10 protein-coding genes are annotated in these 12,830 nt (G+C 71.1%); 4 read left to right on the top strand and 6 right to left on the bottom strand.

The window, feature by feature from the left end; translation table 11 throughout:
• Positions 1-5 precede the first annotated feature (5 nt).
• From M1L60_RS17960 to M1L60_RS17970, 3 genes are all read right to left on the bottom strand, one after another.
• Complete coding sequence (locus tag M1L60_RS17960) at positions 6-953, bottom strand: 4-(cytidine 5'-diphospho)-2-C-methyl-D-erythritol kinase (protein ID WP_253238578.1); 948 nt, start codon at positions 951-953, stop codon at positions 6-8.
• A gap of 70 nt (positions 954-1,023) precedes the next feature.
• The gene (gene rsmA / locus M1L60_RS17965) at positions 1,024-1,911 is read right to left on the bottom strand and encodes a 16S rRNA (adenine(1518)-N(6)/adenine(1519)-N(6))-dimethyltransferase RsmA (protein WP_253238579.1); all 888 of its coding nucleotides are present in this window, start codon (positions 1,909-1,911) and stop codon (positions 1,024-1,026) included.
• 43 nt (positions 1,912-1,954) lie between these two features.
• Positions 1,955-2,854: a TatD family hydrolase gene (locus tag M1L60_RS17970; RefSeq protein WP_253238580.1), complete on the bottom strand. Its 900-nt coding sequence runs from the start codon at positions 2,852-2,854 to the stop codon at positions 1,955-1,957.
• 69 nt (positions 2,855-2,923) lie between these two features.
• Here M1L60_RS17970 and M1L60_RS17975 point away from each other — a divergent pair, with 69 nt between their 5' ends.
• Entirely contained in the window at positions 2,924-3,958 is a 1,035-nt protein-coding gene (locus M1L60_RS17975; protein ID WP_253238581.1) for a hypothetical protein, read from the top strand.
• Between the two features lie 66 nt (positions 3,959-4,024).
• On the opposite strand, the gene M1L60_RS17980 is transcribed toward M1L60_RS17975, so the two are convergent.
• Together M1L60_RS17980 and metG are read right to left on the bottom strand one after the other, a co-directional pair.
• A complete protein-coding gene (locus tag M1L60_RS17980) occupies positions 4,025-5,302 on the bottom strand; it encodes a PKD domain-containing protein (protein ID WP_253238582.1) in 1,278 nt (425 codons plus the stop codon).
• Positions 5,303-5,509: 207 nt separating this feature from the next.
• A complete protein-coding gene (gene metG, locus M1L60_RS17985; RefSeq protein ID WP_253238583.1) occupies positions 5,510-7,306 on the bottom strand; it encodes a methionine--tRNA ligase in 1,797 nt (598 codons plus the stop codon).
• 132 nt (positions 7,307-7,438) lie between these two features.
• Between metG and M1L60_RS17990 the strand changes: the two genes are divergently transcribed.
• A complete protein-coding gene (locus M1L60_RS17990) occupies positions 7,439-8,908 on the top strand; it encodes a hypothetical protein (RefSeq protein ID WP_253238584.1) in 1,470 nt (489 codons plus the stop codon).
• Here the strand turns inward: M1L60_RS17990 and rsmI are convergent.
• Entirely contained in the window at positions 8,902-9,750 is an 849-nt protein-coding gene (rsmI, locus tag M1L60_RS17995; RefSeq protein ID WP_253238585.1) for a 16S rRNA (cytidine(1402)-2'-O)-methyltransferase, read from the bottom strand. The two genes, M1L60_RS17990 and rsmI, sit on opposite strands and share 7 nt — an antisense overlap.
• 75 nt (positions 9,751-9,825) lie before the next feature.
• Here rsmI and M1L60_RS18000 point away from each other — a divergent pair, with 75 nt between their 5' ends.
• Entirely contained in the window at positions 9,826-11,403 is a 1,578-nt protein-coding gene (locus M1L60_RS18000; RefSeq protein ID WP_253238586.1) for a dolichyl-phosphate-mannose--protein mannosyltransferase, read from the top strand.
• Between the two features lie 529 nt (positions 11,404-11,932).
• A complete protein-coding gene (locus M1L60_RS18005; protein WP_253238587.1) occupies positions 11,933-12,820 on the top strand; it encodes a hypothetical protein in 888 nt (295 codons plus the stop codon).
• Positions 12,821-12,830: the final 10 nt, after the last annotated feature.

A 12,830-nucleotide genomic window follows, 5' to 3' on the forward strand; every position in this document is an offset into this window, starting at 1 on the left:
GCTTCCTAGGTTACCCGCGCCCCCGGCATCGGCCCCCGCGCGGTGACCGCCTCGCGGCACACCCCCGCGGCGTTGAGACCGGCGGCGACCTGGCCCGCGTGGGCGGCGTCGGTGGCGAGGAACACGCAGGTCGGCCCCGAGCCGGAGACCAGGCCGGTGACCGCCCCGGCCTCGCTGCCCGCCTTGAGCACGTCGGCCAGCTCGGGCCGCAGCGCGAGCGCGGCCGGCTGCAGGTCGTTGCCGAGCGCGGCGCCGAGCACCTCGGGGTCGCGCTGGCGCAGGGCCGACATCAGCTCGTCGGCGTCGCCCAGGGGCTTCGGCGGCCAAGAGCCGGCGCGCAGCTCGTCGAGCTTGCGGTAGACCTCGGGGGTGGAGAGCCCGCCCTCGGCCACCGCGACCACCCAGTGCCAGGTGGTGGGCCGGGCCAGGATCGGGCTGATCGCCTCGCCGTGCCCGGTGCCGAGCGCGGTGCCGCCGTGCAGCAGGAACGGGATGTCGGAGCCCAGCGTGGCCCCGATCTCGGCCAGCTCTTCGCGGGCCATGCCGGTGCCCCACAACAGGTCGCAGGCGATCAGCGCGGCCGCGGCGTCGGCGCTGCCCCCGGCCAGCCCACCGGCCAGCGGAATGGTCTTGCGCAGGTGCAACCGCGCGTAGGCCGGCACCCGGGTGCGGGCGGCCAGAGCCTTGGCGGCCCGGATGATCAGGTTGGTCTCGTCGAGCGCGAGCGTGCCCGTGCCCTCGCCCTCCATGGTCAGCGTGAGCGTGTCGCCGGCCCGGGCCGTCAGCTCGTCGAACAGGCTGATCGCGTGATAGACGGTGTTGAGCTCGTGAAACCCGTCGGCCCGGAGCGGACCCACACCCAGGTGCAGATTGATCTTGGCCGGCACCCGCACGCGGACCGGCCCGTGATGCCGCCGCGGCTCGTCGTCATCCGGTCCCCACGCCTCGGTCACGGAGTGACGTCCCCGATCTGCAGCTCGAACGGCTCGCTCAGCACCGGAACCGACCCGGCTGGCGCTGTGGTCATGAGTCCACCTCCTCGGGCTGCCTTTCGGACGGGCTGAGCTTACCGCCGGAGGGCGACAGTTTTGCTGCCCCGGCGATCGCGGCGAATTGCCCCACGGTCAGCGCCTCGCCGCGGGCCTGGGGGCTGATCCCGGCCGCGACCAGCACCTTCTCGGCCTGGGCGGCGCCACCGGCCCACCCCGCGAGCGCGGCCCGCAGGGTCTTGCGGCGCTGGGCGAAAGCGGCGTCGACCACGGCGAAGACATCCCTTCGGTCGACACCGGGCGGAGGGTCGTGACGGGCGAAGGCGACCAGGCCCGAGTCCACATTGGGCACCGGCCAGAAGACGGCCGGGGGCACCTTGCCGGCCGCCCGGGCCTCGGCATACCAGGCCAATTTGACCGAGGGCACCCCGTACACCTTGGAACCCGGACCCGCGACCAGGCGGTCGGCGACCTCTTTCTGCACCATCACCAGGCCGCCGCGCAGGGTCGGCAGTTCGGCCAGCAGGTGCAGCACCACCGGCACGGCCACGTTGTAGGGCAGGTTGGCCACCAGCATCGTGGGCGCGGGGTCGAAGTCGGCCCCCTTCACGTGCAGGGCGTCGGCGTGGTGCACGGTCAGGTGGGGCGCGGTCACCGTCTCGGGCAGGGCCGCGGCCAGCCGGGGGTCGATCTCGACCGCGTGCACGTGCCGCACCGCCCCGGCCAGGCCCAGCGTCAGCGAGCCGAGCCCGGGGCCGACCTCGAGCGCCACGTCGCCGGGGGTCAGACCGGCGGCCGCGACGATGCGCCGGATCGTGTTGGGGTCGTGCAGGAAGTTCTGGCCGAGCTTCTTCGTGGGGGCCACGCCGAGCCGGGTCGCCAGTTCCCGGATCTCCGCCGGGCCGAGAAGAGCGTCAGCCATGGCTGTTGAGCCTAGTCGGGGTACCCGTGAGGGCGTGACGCAGTCAGCTCCAGGGTCCGAAGACGCGCTCGCCGTTGGCCGAGATCGCGGCGCACAACTCGTCGAGGTCGCTGCCGCGGGTCTCGGCCAGCGCCCGCACGGTCAGCGGGATCAGGTACGACGCGTTGGGCCGCCCCCGGTGCGGCATGGGGGTCAGGTAGGGCGCGTCGGTCTCGACCATGAGCTGCCCGGCCGGTGTGAGCGCGGCCGCCTCGCGCAGGTTGCCGGCGTTGGCGAAGGTGACCGTCCCGGCAAAACTCAGATAGAACCCCCGGCGTACGCACTCGGTGGCGAACGCCGCGTCGCCGGAGAAGCAGTGCATGACGACCGTCTCGGGCGCGCCCTCCTCGTCGAGCACCCGCAGCACGTCCTCGTGGGCGTCCCGGTCGTGGATGATCAGCGCCTTGCCGTACCGCTTGGCGATGGCGATGTGCCCCCGGAAGCCGGCTTCCTGGGCCGCGCGGCCCTCTTCTCCCGTACGGAAGGTGTCGAGACCCGTCTCCCCGATGCCCCGCACCCGCGGCTGCTGCGCGAGCGCCTCGATCACCCGCAGCGACTCGTCCAGATCGGACAACAGCGGCGCCTCGTTCGGGTGCAGCGCGACCGCGGCCAGCACCGACGGGTGGCGCGCGGCCAGCTCGGCGCCCCACCGCGAGGACGACTCGTCCACGCCGACCTGCACGATCCGGTCCACCCCCGCTTTGGCGGCCGCGGTGATCAGGGACTCGACCGGGTCAGCCGACCCGCCGCCGGGCACGCCGGCCTCCTGCACGGTCAGGTCGAGGTGGGTGTGGCTGTCGAACACGGGCACGGCGAGCGGCTCGGGCGGCGCCGGGAACTCGCCGGCGCGGCGGCGGGCCTTCTCGCGGCGGGACTCCGAAGGTGACGATGACATGTGAGACATTCTGCACTTCGACCTCGTGGACACCGGTTGTTCACCTGACATCCACTGCTCTTGGCTAAGTTCCGCCGGGTGACTGTGACCGGCGAGGACAGCATGATCGACACAGATCCGCTCGAGCCTCCGCTCTCCGCCCCGCTGCGGCGCGACCTCGGCTGGGCCCAGGTGCAGTCGATGAGCCAGTCGGCCAACTACCGCGACGATCCCGTCCTGCGCCAGATCCGGGCCACGGCAGCGGTCCGCCGGGGCACCCGCATGGTCAAGATTCTCTCGCCGGCCCAGGTCTCCGGCCATCTGGGCGGCTGGCTTCCGTACGGCTTCTGCTATCGAGCCTACGACGTCGCGCACCTGAGCGACCCCCGCGACCTGGCCCTGCTCGGCACCGACGGGGTCACCGACTCCGAGGTGGCGTTCGCCCTGCGCTGGCGGGCCGTCGACCCGCTCGACTACGAGGTGCCGGGCGGCCCGGCCCAGCCCGGTCTGGCCATGCTGCAGGCCCACAACCGGATCGGCGCGATGATCCTGGGCACCGGCTTCACGCCCAGCACCGGCGAGCTGATCCCGGAATACGTCACGGCCGGGTTCGCCGACCTGCCGATCCCGGCCAACTCGCAGATCATCGCCCATGTGCCGGGGGGCGAAGAGGTCATCCTGTACACGTACCAGCCGGAACAGAACGGCTGGCTGCGGCTGGCCGGTCCGCGCTGGCGCGGTCTGCTCGACAACCTGCCCGGGGTCAGCCCCGACCGCGAGTACGTGCCCTGCACGACCACCGGTTCGGCCCGCCTGGTCGGTCAGATCAAGGGCAAGGAGTACGAGGCGGTGGCCGACCCGCCCGAGGAGTTCCGGGTGCGGGCCCTGACCCGGGCCGCCCGCTATCCGGTGTCGACGCTGAGCCGCCGGGCCGAGCAGACCCTGTGGCGGGGCACGCCGTGCTGGGTGCTGCAACGCGACGAGGCCTGGGCCCGGCTGCGGCTGGTGCGACCGGACAACGATTCGCTGCAGCACACGGGCGCCCGCTGCTACGAGCGCGGCGTCTATGAATCGTGGGCCCCGGTGGGCGAGCTGATCGACCACCACATCGCCGATATCCCGTACGCCCTTTAGCCGTCAACGCCGAAGCCGGCGTCACCCCTCGCGGGGTGACGCCGGCTTCGCGCTGTTGTTACCGGCTCAGCTGATACGCCGCGTGTAGACGAACGGGTACGAGGACTCGGGGATCGAGTTCAGGTTCCCGGCCCAGTCCCCGGCGATCGCGATGATGCCGAGCTGCCCCTTGGGGGTGTTCTTCAGGGAGGTCGAGAACTTGCCCTTCGACGGCTTCACCATGACGACACACGCGTCAGGCGTGTCGTAGGTCGCGTCGAGCCACTTCTTCTTGGAGGGCGCGTAGCAGGAGGCCGAGTTGCTCTTGATCACCAGGGTGACCATGGCCATTTCCTTGATGCCGGAGCCGGTGTCGGTCGCGGTGCCCTTGACCGACTTCCACGACGAGGCCTTGCTCGGCTTCGAGGGCGCGGTGACCTTGACGACCGGGCGGGCGGTGTCGTTCTTCAGCGCGACCTTGCCCGCGACCTGCGGGGTGGCAGCGCCGTACTTGTTGTAGACCGTCACCTTGATGGTCTTCGTGCCCGGCGTGACGATGTACTTGCCGTCCGGGGTCGAGTAGTAGTGCCGCGTGATCTTCTGCTTCTTGGGCTTGGAGATCACCGTGGCCCGCCCGTCGCCCCAGGCCACCGTGATCTTGGTGGCGCCGGCCGGCACGCTCTGCAGGTCCCAGATGAACTTCTGACCGTGGAAGACCGAAGTCCGGTTCAGCTTGTACTTGACCGACTGCGGCACGACCGTCGGGCCGACCGACTTGACGACCCGCTTGTTGCCCGCGGCGTCGGTCAGCGTCAGCGTGATCGGCTTCTTGCCCGACGACTTGTACGTGTGGGCGACCGTCTTGGCGGTCGGGTTCACGGTCGAGCTCGTGCCGTCACCCCAGGTGACCACGCGCTTGATCTGCGCGGGGGTGCTGACGTTGTCCTTGATGCCGCTCAGGGTCAGCGTGATCGACTGGCCGGGGTAGACGCTCCACCGGTTCACCCCGATCGCGCCCGTGGGCGCGGTCTTGTCCACCGGCGGCGGCGGGGTGGTCGTGGTGGGCGGCGGCGTCGTCACCGGCGGCGTGGTCGCGGGCGGCGTGGTGACCGGCGGCTCCGTGGTGGCCGGCGGCTCGGTGGTGGCCGGCGGCGTGGTGGCCGGCGGCTCCTCCGTCGCCGGCGGCGGCGTGACCGGCGGCTCGGTGGCCGTCGGCGTGGTGGTGGGTGGCTCCGTGGTCGGCGCCGTCGTGGTCGGCTCCGAGGACGGGTCAGCGAACGCCGGCGCGGCGAAACCGCCGCCGCCGATCAGGAACGCACCGCTGACGACGACCGCGAGCAGCGGGCGCGAGAGGCGAGACTTCAAGAGAAAGCTCCTTCGAGGGGATATAACCGCACGAAGGGGACGCATAGACACGAGCGCGATAGAACGACGCCGTATCGATGAAACGCTGGTGTTCCCCCGTGGAGCGCGAACGCTACCGGATCACTGTTACGTGAATCAATCCCATAAATGAACACAAGACCCGTCCACACCGGAGGGTATGAACGGGTCTTGGCCGATCGGCTGATGTCACTCCGCCAGGCGGGCCAGCTCTTCCTCGACGACCGAGGGCTCGAGCTTGCGGAAGACCGGCTTGGGCGCGGCCAGCGGCGTGCCGGCCACCAGCGGCACCGATTCCCAGCGCGCGCCGACCGTGTAGTCGCCGGTGAGCACGGGATAGGACGGGCCGCCGTCGAGGTCGTCGACCTGCTCGATGCTCGGCATCGGCGCATGCACGCCCTGACCGCCGAGCAGCTCGAACACCTTCTGCGCGGAGTGGGGCAGGAACGGCGTCAGCAGCGTGTTGGCGTCGCTGACGACCTGGAGCGCGACCGCGAGAACGGTGCCCTGGCGGGGCTTCTCGTCCTCGGCCTTGAGCTTCCACGGGGCCTGCTCGGAGAGGTATTTGTTGGCCTCGGCGACCACCTTCATGGCCTCGCCGATCGCCGCCTTCTGCCGGTGCTTGCCGATCAGCTCACCGACCGTGGCGAAGCCGGCCCGGGCCACAGCCAACAGGGCTTCGTCGTCAGGTGTGAGTTCGGCCACGGCCGGGATGGCGCCGAAGTTCTTGGCGGCCATCGAGATCGACCGGTTGACCAGGTTGCCCCAGCCCGCGACCAGTTCGTCGTTGTTGCGGCGGACGAACTCGGCCCAGGTGAAGTCGGTGTCGTTGGACTCGGGACCGGCGACCGCGATGAAATAGCGCAGCGCGTCGGCGTCGTAGCGCTCGAGGAAGTCGCGCACATAGATGACGACCCGGCGCGACGACGAGAACTTCTTGCCCTCCATCGTCAGGAACTCGCTCGAGACCACCTCGGTCGGCAGATTGAGCCGGCCCAGCTCGCCCGGCTCGCCACCCTTGTCGCCCTCGCCGGAGTAGCCCAGCAGCAGCGCCGGCCAGATCACCGAGTGGAAGACGATGTTGTCCTTGCCCATGAAGTAGTAGCCCAGGGCGTCCTTGCCCTCGCCGTCGGCCGACCACCACTTGCGCCAGGCCTCGGGGTCGCCGGAGCGGCGGGCCCACTCGATCGAGGCCGACAGGTAGCCGATGACCGCGTCGAACCAGACGTAGATGCGCTTGTCGTTGCGGTCGCGCCAGCCGTCGAGCGGGATCGGCACGCCCCATTCGAGGTCGCGCGTGATGGCCCGGGGCTGCAGGTCGTCGAGCAGGTTGCGGCTGAACTTGAGGACGTTGGGCCGCCAGTTCTCCCGCTGGTCGAGCCAGTTGCCGATGGCCTCGGCGAAGGCCGGCAGGTCGAGGAAGAAGTGCTCGGTCTCGACGAACTCCGGGGTCTCACCGTTGATCTTGGAGCGCGGGTTGATGAGCTGCTCGGGGTCGAGCTGGTTGCCGCAGTTGTCGCACTGGTCGCCGCGGGCCGCGTCGTAGCCGCAGATCGGGCAGGTGCCCTCGATGTAGCGGTCGGGCAGGGTGCGCCCGGTCGACGGGGAGCGCGCGCCCAGCGTCGTGCGGGCCACGATGTAGCCGTTGCGCTCGAGCGCGGTGAACAGCTCTTGCACCACGGCGTAGTGGTTGCGTGTGGTGGTGCGGGTGAACAGGTCGTAGCTCAGGCCCAGACCGTGCAGGTCTTCGACGATCACTCGGTTGTAGCGGTCGGCCAGCTCGCGCGCGGTCACCCCCTCGGCGTCGGCCTGCACCTGGATCGGCGTGCCGTGCTCGTCGGTGCCCGAGACCATGAGCACGTCGTGGCCGGCCATCCGCATGTACCGGCTGAAAACGTCGGAGGGCACCCCGAAGCCGGAGACATGACCGATGTGGCGCGGGCCGTTGGCGTAGGGCCAGGCGACCGCGGCGAGAACGTGACTCATGAGGACTAAGAGTAGTGAGCGGCCGGGCCCGCCAGCGAACGGATTGGTTCAGCCCTCGGCGAGATACTCATTTATCACGACACGCCCGATTCAAAACGCTCCGGTCGCGCGCCCGCGTAGTCCAATGGAGCCGTGTCCGGAGATACGCCACAACCTGGGGAAACACCTCGCAGCGAGGGCGACCCGTGGTCGTTCGCCGATCCCGACGCGGCCTGGTGGCGCGGCGAGACCGACCGCTCGGCCGGGGATCCGATGCCCGCCCCCGCCCGCCACCCGCGCCGACGGCCCGCCCAGGCCGCCGAACAGGCCGCGGGCGGCACCGGGGTGCTGCTCCCGCCCGAGTCCGTGCCGCGGACGGGAGTCGCAGCTGAGGCTCACGCGGCCGGCGCCCAGGACGTGGCGGCCGAACTCGCCGTCGACCCACTGGTGGCGGACCCGCCGGCGGTCGAGCGCGACCACGACCGCCCCGACCCGCACCGGTACGACCCCTTGCGCCCCGCGGCCGGCCATGTCGCCCGCGCATCACCCGAAACGGTGACCGCCGACGCCCCGGCCACGCCCGCCCCCGTGGCACCGTCGCCCGTCGCCGCGGCCGCGCCCACGCCTGTCGCGGTGCCGCCCAGCGCCGTGACCGCACCCCCGCAGCCTCCCGTCGCGAGCAAGCCGGCCGCGCCGCGCCCCGATGCGGATGCCCGGACCAAGCCCTGGCCCCCGATGAACGCGGGGGCCGTGCCACCGCCCGCTGCGAAGGCTGCGGCCATGCCACCGCCTCCGCTGAAACCGCCGGTCGCGGCGCCGAAGGCCACGGTCACCCCGCCGCCGGACGACGTGATGGTGCTGCCCGAGCCCAACCTGCACCACCGCCCGACCGTCCCGCTGGACCGGCCGATGCCCGCGCGGCCCCGCCAGGGCGGCGCCCGACCGACCGAGCCGTTGCCCCCGCCGACCGGATCACCGTCCACCGACGCCCGCCTCGAGCGCCTGGAGAACTCCTCGTTCTGGCGCGACCCGGCCGACGACACGATCGAGGTGCCGCCGGGCCAGGAACCCCCGCCCGTGCTCACCCGCCCCCGGCACCGGGGCACCGGGCGGGCCACCCGCAAACCGACCGGCCGTCCCGTCTCGGCCCAGGTCTCGCTGGTCGCGCTGGGCCTGGTGGCGGCGTTCTTCGCCTGGGTCAGCGCCGAGCCGTTCTGGCTCGCGGTCGGCCACGGCGACCAGGGGTACGCGACCACGACCCGCTGCACCGGCGACGGCGTCACCCAGCGTTGCGCGGGCCGGTTCGCCGACGCCGACGGCCGCTACACGATCACGCAGGTGCGCCTGCTCGGCGTGGAGGGACAGGCCCGCCAGCCGGGCGCGGTGACCCCGGCCCGCATGGTCAGTCCGGACAGCCTGCAGGCGTACGTCGGGGGAACCGGCGCCCTGCTGCAGCTGCGCTGGATGCTCGGCTTCGCACTGGTGCTGCTCTGCGGTTATGCCATCGCGGGCGTGACAAAAGCGCGCCGGCTCGACACCGCCCGGGCCCGCCGGGCCGCCGTGCTGCTGAGCCTGGCCGGCCCGCTGGCCCTGCTGGCCGGCTTTCTGGCCGCCGCTTACTGACCGTGGACCAGGGCATAGACCTCACGTTTGCGGATGCCGTGCTCGTCGGCCACGGCCTGAATGGCGTCCCGGCGCGATGACCCGGCCGCCTCACGCTCCGCCACCGCGGCCCGCAGGTCCTCGTCGGCCGGGCGCTCGGCCGGGCGCGGTGGGGCGCCCCCGACGACGACGGTGATCTCGCCGCGGGGCTCCTCGCGACCGGCCCAGGCGGCCAGCTCGGCCAGCGTGTCGCGCCGGATCTCCTCGTACGTCTTGGTCAGCTCGCGGCAGACCGCGGCCGGGCGCTCGTCGCCGAAGGTGGCCGCGGCGTCGGCCAGCATGCCCGTGATGCGGTGCGGCGCCTCGAAGAAGACCAGCGTGCGGGGTTCGGCCGCCAGCTCCCGCAGACGCGAGCGGCGGTGGGAGCCCGTACGCGGAAGAAAGCCCTCGAAGACGAAGCGGTCACTCGGCAGCCCGGAGAGCGCGAGCGCCGTCGTCACCGCGCTCGGACCCGGCGCCGCGGTGACCGGATAACCCGCGTCGAGAGCGGCCCGCACCAGACGGAAGCCGGGGTCGGACACGCTCGGCATCCCGCCGTCGGTCACCACCGCCACGACCGCGCCGCCGGCCAGGGCATCGACCAGTTCCGGCGTACGCCGCTCGTCGTTGCCCTCGAAGTACGAGACGATCCGGCCGGTGACCGTCACCCCCAGGTCGCGGGTCAGCCGGGCCAGCCGCCGGGTGTCCTCGGCCGCGATCACGTCGGCGGTCGACAGCACCTCACGCAGCCGGGCCGACGCGTCGCCGACGTTGCCCAGCGGGGCGCCGAGCAGAACCACCCGGCCTTTCTCTGACGAGTCCACCGGGAAAGTCCATCACACGCCCGGGCCCGGTGACGGCAGGCGTCACCTTCCAGCCGCACGCCCTACGATCGCGGGGTGACTACGGCGCCCACGACGGAGACTGAGCTCACCCCGGAACCGCCCGCGGCGGCCGAGCCCGGGGGTGTGCGCGGCGTCCCCGAGATCGTCCGGCGCCGGTTGAGCACGCTCGACAACTGGCTCAACCCGCACTCGTGGCTGGTCACCGCCGTCGTCGTGGCGATCGCGGCGATCCTGCGGCTCAACGGGATCAGCAACCCGAAGGGCTACATCTTCGACGAGGTCTACTACCCGACCGACGCCTGGGACATGCTCCAGCACGGCGTCGAGTGGGACGAGAAGACCAACAGCGCGGCCTACGTCGTGCACCCGCCGCTGGGCAAATGGCTGATCGCGCTGGGCGAGCTGATGTTCGGCAACACCGAGCTGGGCTGGCGCTTCCCGGCCGCGATCGCCGGCACGGTCATGGTCCTGATCCTGGTCCGGGTCGCCTACCGGCTGTTCCATTCGGTGCTGCTGGCCGGGCTGGCCGGGATGCTCATGGCCCTCGACGGCTTCCAGCTGGTGCTGTCGCGCACCTCGCTGCTCGACATCTTCCTGGCCACGTTCCTGCTGGCCACGTTCGCGGCGCTGGTGCTCGACCGCGACCACTACCGCCGCCACCTGCTGCGGGCGCTCGAGAACGGGTACGACCCCGGCCAGACCCCGTACGTGCCGCGCGCGGTGCCGGGGTGGCTGCTGGTCGCCGGCGTCCTGTTCGGCCTGGCCTGCGGCGTGAAGTGGAGCGCCCTGTTCTTCGCCCCGTTCCTGGCCGGCCTGGTCATCGCCTGGCGCACCCAGGCCCGTCGCTCGGCCGGGGTCCGCGGGCCGTTCCTGGCCGGCATCATCGGCGACCTGGGCTGGCTGTTCCTCAGCTTCGGGCTCACGTTCGTGATCTACCTGTCGACCTGGACCGGCTGGTTCGTCACCGACACCGGCTACTTCCGGCACTACCGCGAGGCCAACGGGCTCAGCGAGCCGCCGTTCCTGGGCGCCCTGCTCAACCTGTGGCACTACCACCACGAGGCGTACACGTTCCACAGTGGCTTGACCGAGCGACACGTCTACCAGTCCTGGCCGTGGCAGTGGCTGCTGCTCGGGCGGCCGGTCGCGTTCTACTGGAACAACAGCGGCGACTGCGGGGCGTCCAGCTGCGCCCGCGAGATCCTGCTGCTGGGCACGCCGGTGCTGTGGTGGTCGTTCCTGCCCGCGCTGGCCGGGCTGATCTGGTTCGGCCTGGCCCGACGCGACTGGCGGGCGTGGGCGATCCTGGTGCCGGCGGCGGCCGGGCTGCTGCCGTGGTTCTACTACGCGGTCAAGGACGGGCGCACGATGTTCTCGTTCTACGCCCTGCCGGCCCTGCCGTTCCTGATCCTGGCCGTGGTCTACGTGCTGGGGGCGATCATGACGCCACCGCAGGGCATCGTCGCGGGCTCGTCGCGCACCGATCGCCAGCTGGTGGGCACGGTGGTGGCCGCAGCCTATCTGGTGCTGGTGGCGATCTGTTTCGCCTACTTCTATCCGGTCTTCGTGGGCCAGACCATCCCGTACGAATCCTGGTCGAACCGCATGTGGCTGGGCGGCCGCTGGATCTAGTCCGTCCCACCCGAGCCGTCGCCGTGGACATGGTCCACGCGGCGGCTCGATGCTTTCCAGGCTCAACCGGCACGGGAGCAAAGCTGGAAAAGAAAGAGCGCGCCCCGATCGCCTGCCACGGGGGAAGCGGGCGATAGGGGCGCGCAAGATGAAGCTTAACGACCTCTGATGACGGATTCAACGGGTGGCCAGGGGAATTTCAAATTTCGATCACGCACAGGACCGACAAGTTGGACATAATGGTATATTCTTATTAAGGCGCACAATTAGGGCCATGAATAAGCTTCGCCATTTTGCCTCTTTCATTGTCGTTAATGCGACAGGAAAACAATGGGGAAATCGGCGTAACCTTCGGCCCTTCGTCATCCCCGTGCAGCTCAGAGATCTGTCCCCGGCCGTGGCACATATGACGTGCTATCTGGTCAAACGCTGGGCCTCATCATTTCGGTTGATTTCCGGGAAACGATCATCCGTCACTCCCGAGGGTGAGTAATAGCAAGATCGCCAATTATCTTTTTAAGCTCGCCGCGTGACTTCGCAGGAGCCTGAAAACCCGCATTTCGTTGCGACCGACGTTCTCGCGACCGAGGTGATCTCTGTCGAGATGCCCGCCCCGGTCTTCGTCGACAGCACCGGGCGCCGCAGCCGGTTCTTGCGGCGGATCGCGTACGCCTTCGGCGTGCTGGTCATGCTGTACGGCGGACTGATCAGCGTCAGCCTCGCCGGCGGACCGGTCCGTTCCAGTGCCGTGCTGCCGCTGCCCGGACTCGAGCCCGAGAAGAAGGAGACGCCGGCCCCCAAGCCGCCCGCCCCCGCGCCCAGCCCCACCCCGACGCCGACCCAGGTGGCGCGGGCCCTCTCCGTCGCCGATCCGCTGCCCCGCCGCACAACCGCGCGGCCGCGGACGCCCCGCCTGGAGTCCACCCGGACTCCGGCCGCGACCAGGACGCCCACGCCGAGCAAGACGACCAGCACCACCAAGCCCAAGCCGCCCACGACCACGAAGATCCCGGAGTCGACCACCTCGCCCAAGCCGGGGCCGGTCGTGGTGATCCCGCCGCCGGGCGGGGACACGCCCACCACTCCGACCACCACCCCGACGACCGAGCCGGTCGTCCCGGTGCCGCCGGCGCCGCCCGGCTCGGAGGGGACCGGCGGGACCGGCGGCGGGACCAGTGACGACGGCGGCGGCGGAACCGGCGGCGCCGGTGGCGGAACCGGCGACCCGACGAGCCCGAGCCCGACCGGCTCGGGCTCGTCCGCCTCCGGGGGCAGTTCCGGCTCCGGTTCAGGCAGCAGCGGGTCGGCCGGCAGCGGAGGGTCGGCCGCCGGCTCGTCCACCGAAGAAGCCACCGCCTCGGCCGTCGACCTCGTCATAGCTCGCGATGAAGACCTCACTTCCAAGGTGCTGCAGTGACCCCCCACAC

It is taken from the genome of Paractinoplanes aksuensis (genome assembly GCF_024137025.1).
Classification (GTDB): Bacteria; Actinomycetota; Actinomycetes; order Mycobacteriales; family Micromonosporaceae; genus Actinoplanes; species Actinoplanes aksuensis.